The 15,682-nt window shown below is 55.0% G+C and carries 13 protein-coding genes; 7 read left to right on the top strand and 6 right to left on the bottom strand.

Translation table 11 applies throughout. From position 1 onward, the window contains the following. Nucleotides 1-9 precede the first annotated feature (9 nt). The 4 genes from AC0J4F_RS10540 to AC0J4F_RS10525 form a co-directional block, all read right to left on the bottom strand. Nucleotides 10-978 carry a D-2-hydroxyacid dehydrogenase family protein gene (locus AC0J4F_RS10540; RefSeq protein ID WP_473026195.1) on the bottom strand — a complete coding sequence of 323 codons (969 nt, stop codon included), beginning with the start codon at nucleotides 976-978 and terminating at the stop codon, nucleotides 10-12. A gap of 54 nt (nucleotides 979-1,032) precedes the next feature. Beyond that, nucleotides 1,033-2,124 (bottom strand): 4-oxalomesaconate tautomerase, encoded by a 1,092-nt coding sequence (locus AC0J4F_RS10535; protein ID WP_473026194.1) that lies wholly within the window; start codon nucleotides 2,122-2,124, stop codon nucleotides 1,033-1,035. A 133-nt stretch (nucleotides 2,125-2,257) separates the two neighbouring features. Further along, nucleotides 2,258-4,285, bottom strand: coding sequence for a tripartite tricarboxylate transporter permease (locus AC0J4F_RS10530; RefSeq protein ID WP_473026193.1), 2,028 nt, complete (start codon nucleotides 4,283-4,285; stop codon nucleotides 2,258-2,260). 74 nt (nucleotides 4,286-4,359) lie between these two features. After that, a complete protein-coding gene (locus AC0J4F_RS10525) occupies nucleotides 4,360-5,466 on the bottom strand; it encodes a tricarboxylate transporter (RefSeq protein WP_473026192.1) in 1,107 nt (368 codons plus the stop codon). Between the two features lie 133 nt (nucleotides 5,467-5,599). Between AC0J4F_RS10525 and AC0J4F_RS10520 the strand changes: the two genes are divergently transcribed. Both AC0J4F_RS10520 and AC0J4F_RS10515 read left to right on the top strand, forming a co-directional pair. Beyond that, nucleotides 5,600-6,268 (top strand): response regulator transcription factor, encoded by a 669-nt coding sequence (locus AC0J4F_RS10520; RefSeq protein WP_008190006.1) that lies wholly within the window; start codon nucleotides 5,600-5,602, stop codon nucleotides 6,266-6,268. Further along, nucleotides 6,268-7,698, top strand: coding sequence for a sensor histidine kinase (locus tag AC0J4F_RS10515; RefSeq protein WP_473026191.1), 1,431 nt, complete (start codon nucleotides 6,268-6,270; stop codon nucleotides 7,696-7,698). Before AC0J4F_RS10520 ends, AC0J4F_RS10515 begins: the two co-directional genes overlap by 1 nt. On the opposite strand, the gene tcuB is transcribed toward AC0J4F_RS10515, so the two are convergent. Further along, nucleotides 7,661-8,731, bottom strand: coding sequence for a tricarballylate utilization 4Fe-4S protein TcuB (gene tcuB / locus AC0J4F_RS10510; protein WP_473026190.1), 1,071 nt, complete (start codon nucleotides 8,729-8,731; stop codon nucleotides 7,661-7,663). The genes AC0J4F_RS10515 and tcuB overlap by 38 nt on opposite strands. After that, nucleotides 8,721-10,106, bottom strand: a complete 1,386-nt coding sequence (gene tcuA / locus AC0J4F_RS10505) for an FAD-dependent tricarballylate dehydrogenase TcuA (RefSeq protein ID WP_473026189.1) — start codon at nucleotides 10,104-10,106, stop codon at nucleotides 8,721-8,723. Before tcuA ends, tcuB begins: the two co-directional genes overlap by 11 nt. Nucleotides 10,107-10,233: 127 nt before the next feature. On the opposite strand from tcuA, the gene AC0J4F_RS10500 reads away from it, so the two are divergent. The 5 genes from AC0J4F_RS10500 to AC0J4F_RS10480 all read left to right on the top strand — a co-directional run bounded on the left by AC0J4F_RS10500 (nucleotide 10,234) and on the right by AC0J4F_RS10480 (nucleotide 15,676). Next, entirely contained in the window at nucleotides 10,234-11,109 is an 876-nt protein-coding gene (locus tag AC0J4F_RS10500; RefSeq protein WP_473026421.1) for a LysR family transcriptional regulator, read from the top strand. A gap of 299 nt (nucleotides 11,110-11,408) precedes the next feature. Next, nucleotides 11,409-12,440, top strand: a complete 1,032-nt coding sequence (locus tag AC0J4F_RS10495; RefSeq protein WP_209174464.1) for a LacI family DNA-binding transcriptional regulator — start codon at nucleotides 11,409-11,411, stop codon at nucleotides 12,438-12,440. A gap of 90 nt (nucleotides 12,441-12,530) precedes the next feature. Continuing rightward, the gene (locus AC0J4F_RS10490; protein ID WP_133953215.1) at nucleotides 12,531-13,835 is read left to right on the top strand and encodes an ABC transporter substrate-binding protein; all 1,305 of its coding nucleotides are present in this window, start codon (nucleotides 12,531-12,533) and stop codon (nucleotides 13,833-13,835) included. A gap of 120 nt (nucleotides 13,836-13,955) precedes the next feature. Then, the gene (locus tag AC0J4F_RS10485) at nucleotides 13,956-14,834 is read left to right on the top strand and encodes a carbohydrate ABC transporter permease (RefSeq protein WP_473026188.1); all 879 of its coding nucleotides are present in this window, start codon (nucleotides 13,956-13,958) and stop codon (nucleotides 14,832-14,834) included. Between the two features lie 11 nt (nucleotides 14,835-14,845). Further along, complete coding sequence (locus AC0J4F_RS10480; protein WP_133953211.1) at nucleotides 14,846-15,676, top strand: carbohydrate ABC transporter permease; 831 nt, start codon at nucleotides 14,846-14,848, stop codon at nucleotides 15,674-15,676. Nucleotides 15,677-15,682: the final 6 nt, after the last annotated feature.

Here is a 15,682-nt window from a genome sequence, read left to right as displayed (position 1 = left end):
GCTTGCTATCTACGAATGGGTTTCGGGGTTTATCATATGAATTGGGGCGCCAGCCGCGTAGGCGTTGACCTGATCGAAAATATCCGAAAATTGCAAATCGAACTCGTCTTCGGTGACATAACCGATATGCGGTGTCGGCAACACGTTTGGATGGGTCAAAAGCACGTAATCCCGATCGCGTAGCGGCTCCTGGTCGAAGACATCAACGGCTGCAAAAATCCGCCCACGGACGACTTCTGCTTCAAGAATACCCGGGGCAATGAGGCCGGATCGTGACGTATTCACAAGGAGCGCGCGGGGTTGCATGTTCGCAAGGTCGGCCTCCGTAATGATGCCGTGCGTTTCTGGCTTCAACCGAACATGCAGGCTGACAATATCTGATGAGTTGAAAAACACCTCCCGGCTTTCGGCAACCCTTGCACCATCCTTGATCGCGCGCTCGCGGCCGGCGTCAGATGCCCACCATTGGACGTTCATTCCGATGGCTTCAGCATAGCTTGCAACGGCTTTGGCAATCCGGCCATAGCCATAGAGCCCGAGCGTTCTGCCCCGCAGAGTTCGTCCGACACCCATTTGCCATTCTCCGGCACGGACCGACGCCACCTGCTGTGGGATCTGGCGATAACTTGCCAAAATCAACGCCAAAGTCATCTCTGCTGCAGCGTAAGACGGTGTCCCGGAATGCATGTTGGAACACAAGAGAACGCCGTTGGCAGTGCAGGCCTCAACATCGATGTGCGGATAGACACTGCGCTGCGAAATCAATTTCAGATTCGGCAACCGCTCCAGCAAATCAGCAGTTATTCTGGTGCGTTCGCGAAACAGAACAACTGCATCAGCTTCCTGGAGCCTTTCGGAAAGCGCACCAACGTCTTCGATATGGTCGGTCCAGACAGTGACCTCGTGTTCCTTCAATTTTTGAAAACAAGGCAAACCGCGCAGCGTATCGAACCAGTCATCCAGTATGTGCACTTTCATTGATGTCACGCTCCAAACCAAAAGCTCAATTCTGTTGTTTCGGGATCAAATTGGTCAATTTCTCTGCCATACTGACCCGGGAATGAAGACTTCGCCGGTCGCAAGCTTGCGCGCGGTCCGCAAAAGACCAGCAGAGATGACTTCAAAGCGACCGTTTTCATCTTTGTAGTCAATCACGACTTCCATCCTACCCATTGGGTGCTCCAGTTTGAGGTCAGCTGGTGCACCTGGGCGCGGCTCCAACAAACCTTCAGCCACCGTGCCAGGCGCCAAAAGACAAGCAGCAAGACACTGCGACCCGGTGACTGCCAGGGTCGGATGACATTTCCAAGGCATGAAATACCGGACACAGGCAGAACCACCGCCCTTGGACGGAGCAAGCAGGCCGAATTTCGGCGTAACTGATTTGGTCACATCCCCGAGGCCCATACGCTCACCCGCAATCAGGCGAATAGCCTCCATCTTCGCAAAAAGGTCTGTGTTGGCATCAAGGTCCGCGGCACTTTCATACCCGGTGATCCCAAAATCGGACGCAAGGCCGATCACCATCGGCATGGCGACATCCATGCACGAAACGGTCACACCATTGATGACTTCCGTCCTGCTGCCGGTGGGAAAAAGAGCGCCAGTCAGGCTGCCTTCGACTTTCATGAACCGTAACTGGATTGGCGCCGCAGTACCGGGCACACCATCGATTGCGGCATTGCCATCATACTGCACAACGCCGCCGGGTGTTTGCACAAGTTCGGAAACCAGCGTCCCCGTATTGACGGCACGGATCCGCACTTCGGTGACATCACCGGCTGGTTCCACAAGACCCATTTCAATGGCTGCAGGTCCTACACCGACCAGAATGTTGCCGCAGGACGGCTTGTAGTCGACCAGTTTTTCCTCAACACCGACCTGAGCAAAAAAGTAGTCGACGTCGGCCCAATCGTCGTCCGATTTCGACAACATCGCGATTTTCGTGGTCACGGCAGTTCCGCCGCCGATGCCGTCGATGTTGAACGGATGCCCAGCACCAACGATCGATGTCAGAACGTTAGAAAGGTCATCCAGACTTTCCGGCAGATCGCTTCGCTTAAGGTAAGGACCGCGGGAAGACCCTCCACGCATGAAAATGAATGGGGTGGAAGTTTGCATCATGACCTCACCTCCTCATGAGATAGATGGCAGTACTTTTGAATGCGGATGCCCCGGGCGTGCTGGCGGCCAAAAGCGTCAACGGACCTAGCCAATGAAGCCCTGTTCAGAAGGACGCTTTTGGGTTGGATGAAACTCATGTCAGTGGCCACGGCAGCTTCACAACGGACTGAAGCAGTCCCGGCGGGAAGTCCCGGTTCAACAGCCAGGCCATGCCGCACATGAACGCGATTCCGCAGGCGGCGTAGCCAATCGCGTAGACCCAGTTTCGACCGGCTCTGAACCGAATGAACGCAACAAGAAACGCGCTGAGGGCAAGGATGAAACCGACCAGGGACGTAAGCAGCAAGAGCCCCGCAAACCAGGCGAGTGTTTGCCAGAGACCTCGCTGATTGCCATCTGCGTTGCCCACTTCGCCATCACAAAAGAGAGGATCGGATTCCGGCCGGAAACGCATCTGGAAAAGCAGGATCACACAGCCGACAATGGAAACGAGGCCGACGAACTGCGGGAAGACCCGGTCAGCGGACGCATAGTCCGGAATGAGCGAGGCATTGGTGAAAGCAAAGACCAGGTAACCCAGAACCGCCAGCAGGAAGATGAACGGCGCGCGCTTGGTTCCGTTCGGGATATCGCCCTCTGCGCGGATATTCTTTGACTGCTTGAGGCCGACGACAACAGAGACGACGGTAATGATGATCAAAATGATCACAATGGGCGAGAAGATGTAGTCGATCCCCTCCGCGAACCCTTTCCGGAAACGGGAAGCCGCGATCTGGACAGCCTGGTTTGTGTAGGTCTCAGCCGGATTTGACAGAACAAACCCGATCAAAAATGCCGGGCGAGACCAGTCGAACCGCCGCATCAAGATGCCGAGAAGGCCAATGGCAAACAGTGCCACAAGATCCATCAGGTTCTGGCCGGATTGAAACGCGGCAAACGAGATGATCATGAAAAGGAACGGCGCAAGCAATGCGAACGGGATCGTTGTGAGGCGCGCAATCACCCCGGATCCCCCAATGCAGATGATTGTTCCAACCACGTTGGCGAGTGCGAGCAGCCAGACGATCGCATAGGTGACATCAAGATTGTTCTTGAGCATCGACGGCCCGACTTCAATCTGCCCGGATCCGAGCAAAGCAACGGCCCCGATGAAAACGGCCATGGATCCGGACCCCGGGATGCCAAACAGGAGCGTCGGCACAAGGCCGCCGCCCTCTTTGGCATTGTTGGAGCTTTCCGGACCGATCACGCCCCGGATGTCACCCTTGCCGAACTTGGATTTGTCCTTCGATGTCTGCACCGTGTGGCCGTAGGCGATCCAATCCACGACAGACCCGCCAAGACCAGGAATGACGCCGACGGTCACACCGATCAACGAACACCGGATACTGAGCCAGATGTTTGAAAACCAATCACGCACACCATGGAGCCAGCCACCACCGAGCATGGAACGTTCAGAAATTGCCCGGTCCTGGCGCAGCAGAGCAACAATTTCGGGTATCGCGAAGATGCCAAGGCCGACGATGACGAGCTTCAGCCCGTCCGTCAGATACGGCATGTCGTAGGTTGCCATCCGTAATGCCCCGGCGCTGTCGCCTTCGCCGATGGTGCCAACCATCAACCCGAGGCCTGCAGCAACGATGCCTTTGATTGCAACTTGCCCTGCCAGAATGCCGACCATGGACAGCCCGAACAGGGTGATCATCAGAAGTTCAGGAGTGCGAAATTCCAGAACGACGGGTCGGGCAACAAGTATGAAAACAGTCAGAAACGCAGCCCCGACCAATCCGCCGAACAACGACGATGCGAAGGCAGCGGACAAGGCACGCGCTGCCTCCCCTTTCTTTGCAAGCGGAAATCCGTCGAGAACAGTTGCCTGCGACGCGGACGATCCGGGAATGCCCATCAACACCGACGCGAATGTATCGGACGTGGGAACCACGGCGACCATGCCGATCATGAGCGCAAGCCCCAAAACCGGGTCCATCCCGAACATGAAGGGCAGCAGCAGCGACAGGCCCGCAATTCCGCCAAGACCCGGGAAAACGCCGATACAGAGGCCCATGACCACCCCGAGAACCAGGTAGCCGAGAACCGCAGGTTGGAAAATCATCGCAGACGCCTGGGCGAGCGCAGGCATAGCGGTACCGAGAATGTCCACTGGATCGTCTCTGATTTTAATTTGGGAAATGAGCCCGCCCGATCACAACCGGGCGGGCATTTGGAAAAGCGCCGTTATTTCAAAGATACGCCGTAGCAATCCTGAAGCCATCCAACGACAAATTCTTTCGCGCTGGCCGGCACTTCAGTTGCACTTTTGAGAGCTGCATCCGCTTTGGCCCCTGTCATCTGCGGATACTTGCCGAGACGCCCAGCGGAGATTTCGGCGAAATCACCGCGCGCTTTGACAGCTTCAAACGCCTTGGCATAGGTGTTGATCGCGTCCTCCGATGCTCCGTTTGGCAAGAACACCATTTTCTGCGCGGGGAAACCTGCGATGAAGAACGCCTTCCAGGCATCCCACTTTTCACCGCTTGTTTCGCAACCATCGGTTGCCTCGCAGACTTCCTTGAAAGTCGGCATGTCTGGGAAGGTCGGATCTCGGACAATATTGCCCTCATCATCCAAGGCACCCCAGCTCATCATCGGAACGGCTGTTCCAGCTTCAACGAGAGGCGTCACACCTTTCAGGTAGGATGACGACGTTTGGTAGTCGATGTTGGCTTCGCCCCGCTCGAACATCAAACGGCCGTCGCCGCGGCCTTTGATACCGAACACTGGCTCAACATTGAGACCTAGCATTTCCCAGGCGAGAAGGGGAACGAGATCAAGACGGGTAGCGCCTTGTGATCCATAGATGAAGTCTGTTTCGCGTAGCGCGCTCGCATCGTTGCCGTTCATCTTTTCGGCAAGATCCGGCGGCAGGTAGGCAACGCCACCTGTGCCTGATGCGAGAACCACATTCCAATCCTTGTACTCGTACCGGACACGCGGATCGCCGAGCAGATATGGAAACTGCGTTGAGCCTGAAGACCCGAAAATCAGCGTTCCGTCACTGTCAGAGTATTCTTGTCCCTGGAACCAGTTGGCACCCTTTGTGGATCCGGCACCTGGCATGAACTTCACAACCACGGTCGGCTGTCCGGGCAGCGCTTCACTCAAAAGAGGTGCGTAGAAGTTTGCCCATTTTGCAGACCCACCCGTTTCAGAAAACGGGATAACCCACTCAACAGTTTTTCCGGTGAGATCGAGACCTTCCGCAAGCACCTGAGAAGGGGCAAGGGCGCAGGTAGCAAATGCCACACTCAGCGCAAGGCGCTGTGTAAGCTTCTTCAAAACCATAATTTCCTCCCAATGGCGCAGCAGTTTTGGTTTGACTGCCGCACATTCAGGCCACTCAAAAGCAGCTTGATGCCCTCAGATTTCCCTGCGAAGCTTGCAATAAGCTTTCATCGAAAAGAAAAAGAAACAAGTGATGCGGATTGCCCTCGTCGAAGACAACGTCAACCTTGCAAAGGGAATTGCCTATCAGCTCCGGGACGCCGGGCACTCGGTGGATGTGCTTCACCACGGCGACGATGCTGATACTTTCCTGAGGCAGGAAACAGGCGATCTCGTTATTTTGGATATCAACTTACCAGGTAAAAGCGGCCTGGACCTTCTTGCAGATCTCCGGGAACGGAGTGACCCGCGCCCGGTCATACTTCTGACTGCCCGGTCTGAAACACAGGATCGGGTAAAGGGGTTGGATGCAGGCGCAGACGACTACCTAGTAAAGCCATTCGAAATGGAAGAACTGGCCGCGCGCATCCGCGCACTCGGACGCAGAAACACGGCTGTATCTCCATCTCTGGTGAATGTGGGACCTCTGAAATTCGACGCGGGTAGCATGCAGTTGTTTGACGGTGATGTTGCACTGGAGGTCCCGAGGCGGGAACTGTCCTTGCTCTCCGCTTTGATCCAGGCAAACGGGCGCACCCTGTCAAAGGCCAGTCTGCTGGATCAGCTTTATGGAGCTGGAAGTGAAACCGATGAAAAGGTGATCGAAGTCTATGTCTCGCGCCTGAGAAAACGGCTTTCGTCGTTCGACATCAACATCCAGGTTCATCGCGGAATTGGATATTCGTTGAACAGAGCGTCCTGATGAAACGGTCCTATTCCCTACGCCTACGGCTGACCCTGATCATCCTCCTACCTCTTTTGTTGGTCGCGGGGCTCGCCGGCGTCTGGCAGCTTAACAATGCGCGCTCAACGGCGAGCGACGTATTCGACCGCAGCCTGCAGTCTGCAGCTCTTGCCGTTACCAACGACGTCGCGCTTTCCGGCGGTGATGCCTTGGTTGCCAACACGCGAAAAATCCTTTCGGATACCTCCGGCGGGCGGGTTTACTATCACGTCTACGCGCCAGATGGCGTAATAGTGGCCGGCTATGCGACGCCTCCAGTTGGCATCCCTACCAGTGCAGATGGTGACCTCAGCCCGGTTTACTTCGACGGTGAGTATCTCGGACGGGAGGTGCGCGGGTACCGAATGCGGACTCGAATGCAGGTCGATGGTTTCAGCGGAGTTTTCACGACGACTGTTTGGCAGGATGTCTCAATACGCGCTGCATTTGTCCGGGATCTGACCTTGAGGTCCCTCGCGGTGATTTCATCAATTATCCTGTCACTCGCATTGATCGTCTGGTTTGGCATTCGTATCGGTTTGTGGCCGCTCAGCGATTTACAACAGGCCATCGACTTGAGATCAGGTGAAGATCTCAAACCGATCCGGCGCCCGGTACCGGTGGAAGTGCAAGGCATCGTGCAAACACTAAACCGTCTGCTGGGGCAGGTTTCAGAAGCGATGGCAACTCAAAACGAATTCATCTCGAATGCCGCGCACCAACTGCGCAATCCCATCGCTGGTGTGTTGGCACTTGCGGAAGCCGTGAGATCCGCCAAATCGGAAGACGCAATGCGTGAAAGGGCGGAAGACCTCGTCAACGCTGTAAAAGACACAAGTCTTCTCGCTCAAAAACTGCTCACTTACGAACGCGCAAAGGCCATTGACCAAACGTCGCTAGAAGAAGCTTTCTCGGTCAATAAGTTGCTTGACCCTCTGGTGTCTGAGTACCGGAACCGCTTCCCGCCGGACGTCGAGATCATCTGGACACCAGCTACAGAAGACGTTCGCATTACCGGTGACCGGACAATGATCCGTGAAGCTGTGTCTAATCTCATCGACAACGCCTTCCGGCATGGCGGACCAAAGCTCGACACCATAACTGTCAGCTTTGAACGACTGGGCCCGGACCTTTCGATTACCATTGCTGACAACGGGGTGGGTCTAACGCCTGACCAGATCCGCACCGCTCGCATGCGGTTCGGGCAAGTTTCCGAAAACAGCGGTGGGAGCGGCTTGGGTCTTCCAATTGTGGAACGGGTCGCTGAACGTCACGGTGGCCGGTTGGAGCTCAAGGATCAAAACCCGGGGCTTGTGGTGCGAATGACTATCTCTGTAGGGACTTGCGCCTCTTCCAGTCAGCCCGCTGATTTCACTCCTGCGCAGCTTTCCGCTGCTCATCCCGAATGAGCGCAGCCAGCCGGTAAAACCCGTGGGCCATTTTTGTGTAGGGCGTCAGCAGGAAAAAGCTGAGCACCGATCCGAGGTGAATTGCAAGCATCAGCGGCATGATTTGCGTTCCGCCAAGCCAGTACAGCAGCAGGCCACTGAGAGCCACCAGGAAAAGGAGGAGGACAAAGCCCATTTCCCCGCCCCAGGCGGACGACGCTCCAAGGTTCCTGTCCGCCTTAAATTTTAGGCGTGCAAGCTCCACCGTTCCGAGAACCATCAGGATGCCACCTGGAACACCGAGTAATTTGGGAAGCGACCAGAGCGGGTAAGGTGCTGGCATATTGAAGACATAGTGAAGAATGGTCCCGGCCGATGTGGCTGCAAAGCAAAGAAGAAAGCCATACATCACTGCTTGGTGTGCCAGTCTCCGCGCATTGGAAAACTTGTCTTCGTCCTCGAAATTGCAGCCATCACCGTGTCCACCAGCTAGGTTTTTCATGTTGGCTGCCGATCCAAACGCACCGACGATGTGGGCCAGCGTGATACGTTTTCCGTCCGTGCCTTCCCAATATCGCCGAAGACCGATCGCAATGCTGAAAAGGGGAAACAGAAATGCCGGCAAGAAGATCGCCACCATCGCATTGTGGGAAAGCACTGCATAAAACCCGTCGCCGCCGGCAGATCCAAGCGTCCGCATCGCGAGAAACAAAACCGCGAAACCCAGAACAGTGGCGACAGCGATCATCACACCGTTTTTTTGAAAGATTTGCGCCAGTGGACCAGGCCAGGCGAAGCGCTCCCAACTGTCCTGACGAACTTCGGCCAAGGCCTTCGGAAGATTAAGATCGAACTCGTGCGGCGCAGTGTACTGGCAGGCATAATAGCAGCCCCGGCAGTTGTGACAGAGGTTTGCAAGCTGCGTGAGATTACCGTCTGTAAAAAACCGCTCTTGATGGAGCGCGGGAAAGACGGAGCAATACCCCTCGCAGTATCGGCATGCATTGCAGATTTCCGCTTGGCGGCGTGCTTCCTGGAGAAGATCAGTTTGCATAGTTTGCTGCCTCCCTTCCGGCAATGCGTCCGAAGACCGTCCCAATGGTCATGCCGAAACCGGCGAGGTACCCCTGCCCCAGGATGGAGCCGGCCATGGTTTCACCAGCTGCCCAAAGATTTGTGATAGGGCCATCTTGTGTGCTGCATTGCGCGTTCTCGTCGACCTTGAGGCCGAGATAGGTGAAGGTCACACCGGTCTTGAGACTGTATCCATAATAGGGGGGCTCATCGATCGGCCGGGCCCAATTCGTTTTCGGCAGGTTGATGCCGGTGGTCTTTACCCCGTCCAATTCTGTCGGATGGAACTTCGTCGTGTCTCCGCATGCCGCATTGAAAGTCTCAACCGTGTCTTTCAACTCCACAGGTGGCAGACCCAACTTTTCGGCCAGCTCTTCAAGCGTATCGGCCTTGATTGGTGGAAAGACGGACGGCATGAACAAGTCCAAAGACTTGGAATCGATGATCACATAGCCCACCTGGTCCGGCTGATTGGCGACCAGTCGCCCCCAAATCGCATAACGTTTCGGCCAGACGTCCTCGCCCTCGTCATAAAACCGTTCGGCATTCTTGTTGACCACGATGGAAAACGGAACACAGTCCAGACGCGTTACGATACCGCCGTCATATTTTGGCGCCCGTCCGTCGATTGCCACGGCATGACATTGGGTCGGATCACCAACTGATTGAACGCCCTGGTCCAGTAAATCTGCAAGAACGACACCCCGGTTATAAGGCGTTCCCCGGATCAGGAAATTCTTCGCAGGCGGCCCCCACGCACGCGTGAGCCAGTCCGTGTCTGCCTGAAATCCACCAGATGCGACAACGACGGCCTTGGGGGCGATCCGTTTGTTTTCGCCCTCATGCTCATAGTCGAGATGCGCAATCCGGTTCCCGTCCAATTCAAGATGCGTGACATTGGCCTCGTAAAGAACTTCAACGCCAAGTTCTTCGGCGGTCCGGTAATATGCATTCACCAGTGACTTGCCGCCCCCCAGAAAAAACGCGTTGGTGCGTGCAAGCGACAAGGTACCTGACAAAGAGGGCTGAAACCGAACGCCGTGCTCTTCCATCCAAGGCAAGCACTCTTCCGAAGTTCGGATGGCTAGCCGAGCAAGATGCTCATCTGTTTTTCCGTCGGTCACTTTTAGAAGGTCTTCAAAATACTCTTCTTCCAAATAGTCTTCAACAAGCGGGCCAAGCGGGCCTGAATGCATGCAACGGAAGTTGCGCGTGTGCCGGGAGTTGCCGCCTCGATAAGCCTTTGGCGCAGTCTCGAAAATGACGACGCGCGCGCCCAGTTCAGCGGCCGTGATTGCGGCGCACAAAGCAGCGTTCCCTCCGCCAATTACAGCCAGATCGTAGCCATGCTTCATGTCAGAAACCCTTTCCCGACCAGAGTAGGACAGCAGACATTGATTTGACTAATGATGATAGTTTCATAACTATTGCAAAATGCGCATCAATTACGATTTTACTGACTTGGAAGCCTTTTTGGCAGTGATGGAAACCGCGTCTTTTCATCATGCCGCTGAGCGTTTGAACCTGTCGCAGTCAGCGATCACCCGTCGCATTCAAAAGCTGGAAGAGGTTCTCGGCTCCCCCTTGTTCGAGCGAACCACGCGGCTTGTGAAACCGACTCTCGCGGCCAAACGCCTTTTTCCACGCGCCGAAGCGATATTGGATGGTGCCGAGGAAGCAACACGTGCAATGCGGGATGAGAGTGTCGCTTTCTCTCATCAACGAAATGCTGTGATAACGCTGGCAATGATCCCGACATTGATTGTTCCCCTTCTTCTTCCTGCACTGCGGATGGTTCAGGCAAAAGGTCTCGATCCACGTGTTCGAGTTCTGGATCATGCCGCAAATCAAGTTGCAGAAGCCGTCGCGCAGGGTGACGCCGATTTTGGCGTGTGTTCGGCGGGCGTAGCAGAACCCAACACGCTTTTTGAACCCCTTTTCGAAGACGAGATTGCCGTTGCAATACCTCCCGATCACAGATTTGCAGGCCGTGAGCATGTCTTGTGGTCAGATCTGCATCGTGAACCGCTAATTCTACCGGCCCGCGGAACAGGCAACCGACTCCTGATCGACGATGCAATGGCAGAAAACAGGCTTTCTGCCGCTTGGACGTATGAAGTTGGCCGAACAACCACTGCTATGGAGCTCGCACGCGCGGGTCTCGGATTGGCGCTGTTGCCGCGCACCGGGATGTATTCAGGAATAGGAAAACAACTTGATTTCAAAAACCTTCGCAGCCCGACCGTTAAGCGCCCAGTTGGTCTATTGTCACGGTTATCAGGCTCCGACAGCCCAACTGTTGCTGAACTGAAAACAGCCCTAAACAGCTGTGCAGCTGATCTAAGACGGCGACCTTAGGCGGGCCAGAAACCTATTCGCTGGTATTCAAACGTAGCTGCGTTCCTCCAAACGAACATGAACAATCATCCAGCCTGCCCCCTGGAATAGTTCTTACTTAATGATGCTTTCAGAACCGGGATTGCATCGTTGATCAAGACAGCGAACTCATTTCCAGACGTACTTTTGTCATTCGCTTGACCAATTTCAGCTACGCAAACTAATGTAATGTAAAAAATTGTCGCGCGGAAACATATGCAGATGTTTTTTTTCCGAAAATCAGCGGCTCATGATGCGAATGTACTGGAAAGGCAGAACAAGTGGTCGAGCGGAAGCTGAAGAATATGGAGGAGTTTGCAGCTGTCAGCGGCATCTCCCGGCCAACGCTCTCAAAGTATTTCAACAATCCCGAGAGCGTCCGCCAAACGACACGGTTGCGCATCGAAGACGCCCTGCAAAAATACGATTTCAGGCCAAACATTTTCGCGATGAACCAGAACCGCAAGCTGACCAAGAATGTCGGCATTGTGGTCCCTTTCCTTGCCGACCCGTTCTTCACGGAAATAGCAAGGAAGTTGGAGCAACGCTGTCTGGAGGCCGGGTTTCACCCAACCCTTTATAGTGCCCACGGCCAACAGCAGCTTGAGAATGAAATCCTTGATAGCCTTCGGTCTTTGAAACCGGCCGGGGTCCTGCTCGCACCGCTCGGCCGGGCGTCAGACAAACTGTCCGTTGAAAAATTCTGCCAGGATGTTCCGACAGTTCTGTTTGACAGTAACATTGAAGGCATCGGAGAAGCCTTTGTGGGATCTGACAATTTCAGTTTTGTCTCCCAGACTGTCGACTATCTTACCCGAACGGGTGAGCCACCAAGTTTCTTTGAAATGCGCACGCCAGCCAACCCGAACGCCAACAAACGGCGTGCGGCATATGAACAGCTGATGGCCGAGCGCAATCTCGAGCCGCGCATTCTGAAGATCGAGGGTGAGGGCTGGGCATTCGAACAAATTGGGCGGGACGGTGCGCTTCGCATTTTGGAAACCGGCGGATTTCCGACCAACACCGTATTGTGCAGCAACGATCGCCTGGCGATCGGCCTGCTATCCGCCTGTTATGAGAAAGGCTTGCGGGTCGGGCGCGGCGCTGGCTGCGCCTTAAGGGTTGCCTCTCACGACGACCACCCATTTTCAAAGTTCACCTGCCCGTCTTTGACAACGGCTGCCCATGATTATGACAGCGTTTCGGACCACGCCTTTAAGACCCTCAACAATCTTATAGAAGCGGGCGGGCGATTTGCACGCCGTGAAGAAACCGTCTTCTCAGCGCGCCTGGTCTTACGCAGTTCTGCGTAGCAAAAATTTTACGCGCGTAAATTTTTTATTGACTCGCCGTTACGGTAGCGCTTAGGGTTGGCCCAACATCCAGCCAAGGGAGGAGATCGGATGTACATAAAGAACGCACTTTGTGCGACGACTGCGCTTGTCGTGTTGACCGCAGCAGCAGCGCAAGCAGAAACACTCACCATCGCTACTGTGAACAACGGTGACATGATCCGCATGCAGGGTTACACCGACGATTTCACTGCAAAGACTGGCCATACCGTCGAGTGGGTCACTTTGGAGGAAAACGTACTGCGTCAGCGAGTGACCACCGACATTTCAACGAAGGGCGGCGCTTTCGACATCATGACCATTGGCATGTACGAAACGCCAATCTGGGGTGCCAACGGCTGGCTCGTTCCACTTGACGATCTCTCCGAAGAATATGATGCCGCTGACATCCTGCCCGCCATGGCTGGTGGTCTGAGCCACGACGGAACGCTTTATGCCGCTCCGTTTTATGGCGAAAGCTCCATGATCATGTACCGTACAGATCTGATGGCCAAAGCTGGTCTGGAAATGCCAGACGCGCCGACTTGGGATTTCGTCAGAGAAGCGGCTGCGGCTATGACCGACCGTGACAACGAAATCAACGGCATCTGCCTTCGCGGCAAGGCTGGCTGGGGTGAAGGCGGCGCATTCATCACAGCGATGTCGAATTCGTTCGGTGCACGTTGGTTTGACATGGACTGGAACGCTCAGTTCGATACCGAACAATGGGCCAATACGCTGAACTTTTACAAAGACATGATGGATGCCTCCGGCCCTCCAGGCTATGCGACCAACGGCTTTAATGAAAACCTGTCGCTCTTCCAGCAGGGCAAATGCGGCATGTGGATTGATGCCACGGTGGCAGCATCCTTTGTAACAAATCCGAACGACTCGACCGTGGCTGACTCTGTCGGCTTCGCTTTGGCCCCTGATACAGGGCTTGGCAAACGTTCGAACTGGCTGTGGGCCTGGGCGCTGGCAATTCCTGCCGGCACTCAAAAGGAAGCAGCTGCAAAAGAGTTCATCGAATGGGCTACGTCCAAATCCTACATTGAACTCGTAGCTGCCAAAGAAGGTTGGGCCAACGTTCCTCCAGGTGCACGGACGTCTCTGTACGAGACCCCAGAGTATCAGGCCGTACCGTTCGCCAAGATGACCTTGGATTCAATCCTGTCAGCTGATCCGAACAACTCGACCGTCGAACCGAGCCCATACGTTGGCATCCAGTTCGCTGCCATCCCGGAGTTTGCCGGTATCGCAACTGAAGTGAGCCAAGAGTTCTCGGCTGCCTATGCAGGTCAACAGACCGTCGAAGAGGCATTGGCCAAAGCTCAAGCTCTGACCAACGATGCAATGGAAGCCGCCGGCTACCGATAAGCTCGCGGTAACTTCCAGTTCCGGAGGGCGGGTTCGCCCGTCCTTCGGCCTCCTTCTGCCATTTCATTTTAAAGATATATTTCGAGACGGACCCGCGTCCGTCAACAGAGGAGATGTGTCATGGCCACTCAGCAATCACGTTCTGCCGCCCGGATGATGATGGCACCAGCAGTCGTTCTGCTCTTGGGCTGGATGCTGATCCCGTTGTGCATGACGCTGTTCTTTTCCTTCAAGAAATACCTGCCGCTGCGCGGCGACTCCATGGCCAACGGGTTGGAATGGGTCGGATTTACCAACTATGTCAGGTTCGTGAGTTCAAGCTCGTTTTGGCCCAGCATTCAGACCACGCTGATCATTGTCGGAGGCGTTCTGGTCATCACAATTGCCTTGGGAATTGCATTGGCGATCTTGCTGGATCAGCCAATGTGGGGTCAGGGCATTGTCCGAATTCTGGTTATTGCGCCTTTCTTCGTGATGCCCACCGTATCCGCGCTGGTCTGGAAAAACATGTTCATGGATCCGGTCAACGGCATCCTTGCACATCTCTGGAAGTTTTTTGGCGCCGAACCGATACAATGGTTGAGCCAGGCGTCCCTGCCATCGCTGATCATGATCGTCTCCTGGCAGTGGCTGCCATTCGCGACGCTGATCTTGCTGACTGCTATTCAGTCTCTCGACAGCGAGCAGCTGGAGGCCGCTGAAATGGACGGCGCCCCAGTCCACAAACGCTTCTTTTTCATCGTTCTTCCGCATCTGGCGCGAGCAATCACCATCGTGACCTTGATCCAGACCATCTTTTTGCTGGCGATTTTCGCGGAAATCTTCGTCACCACCGGCGGTGCCTTTGGCACCAAGACATTGTCTTACCTGATCTTCCAGCGGGTGCTGGAAAGCCAGAACGTTGGTCTCGGCTCTGCAGGTGGTGTCTACGCCATCATACTCGCCAATATCGTTGCGATCTTCCTGATGCGCATCGTCGGCAAAAACCTTGACGCGTGAGGAGTAATCAAATGGCCCGCGCAGTTACAACAAACCGGAAAATGATCAACACAGCCGTCGCCTGGTTGATAGGTTTGCTGATTTTCTTTCCGATCCTCTGGACGATCCTCACCAGCTTCAAAACCGAAGCACAGGCAATCGCCGATCCTCCGATATTTTTGTTCTTTGACTGGACCTTGGAGAACTATTCGGTGGTACAGGAGCGCTCGAACTACATGCGTTTCCTATGGAACTCCATATTCCTGGCTGGCGGCTCCACGATTTTGGGACTTATCATTGCAGTTCCGGCTGCTTGGTCGATGGCCTTCGTTCCTTCAAAGCGCACCAAGGACATCCTGTTGTGGATGCTGTCCACCAAGATGTTGCCGGCAGTTGGCGTGCTCTACCCGATCTACCTGCTCTTCATCCAGTTGGGCCTTCTTGACAGCCGCATCGGACTGACAATCGTCCTGATGTTGATCAACCTGCCGATCATAGTCTGGATGCTCTACACGTACTTCAAGGAAATCCCGGGCGAGATCCTGGAAGCCGCCCGGATGGATGGCGCAGGACTGAAGGAAGAACTCCTCTACATTCTCACCCCCATGGCCATACCGGGCATTGCGTCGACCATGTTGTTGAACTTCATCCTGGCCTGGAACGAAGCCTTCTGGACGCTCAACCTGACCGCCGTCAATGCGGCGCCATTGACAGCGTTTATCGCCAGCTACTCCAGCCCCGAGGGCCTGTTTTTCGCCAAGCTCAGCGCGGCCTCGACCATGGCGATCGCCCCCATCCTGATCCTTGGCTGGTTCAGCCAAAAACAACTCGTTCGCGGCCTGACATTCGGCGCGGTTAAGTAGGGAACA

Source organism: Roseibium sp. R5, from assembly GCF_055755305.1.
The sequence above is the reverse complement of the archived record's forward strand: the minus strand, read 5'-3'. Positions and strand labels throughout refer to the sequence as shown.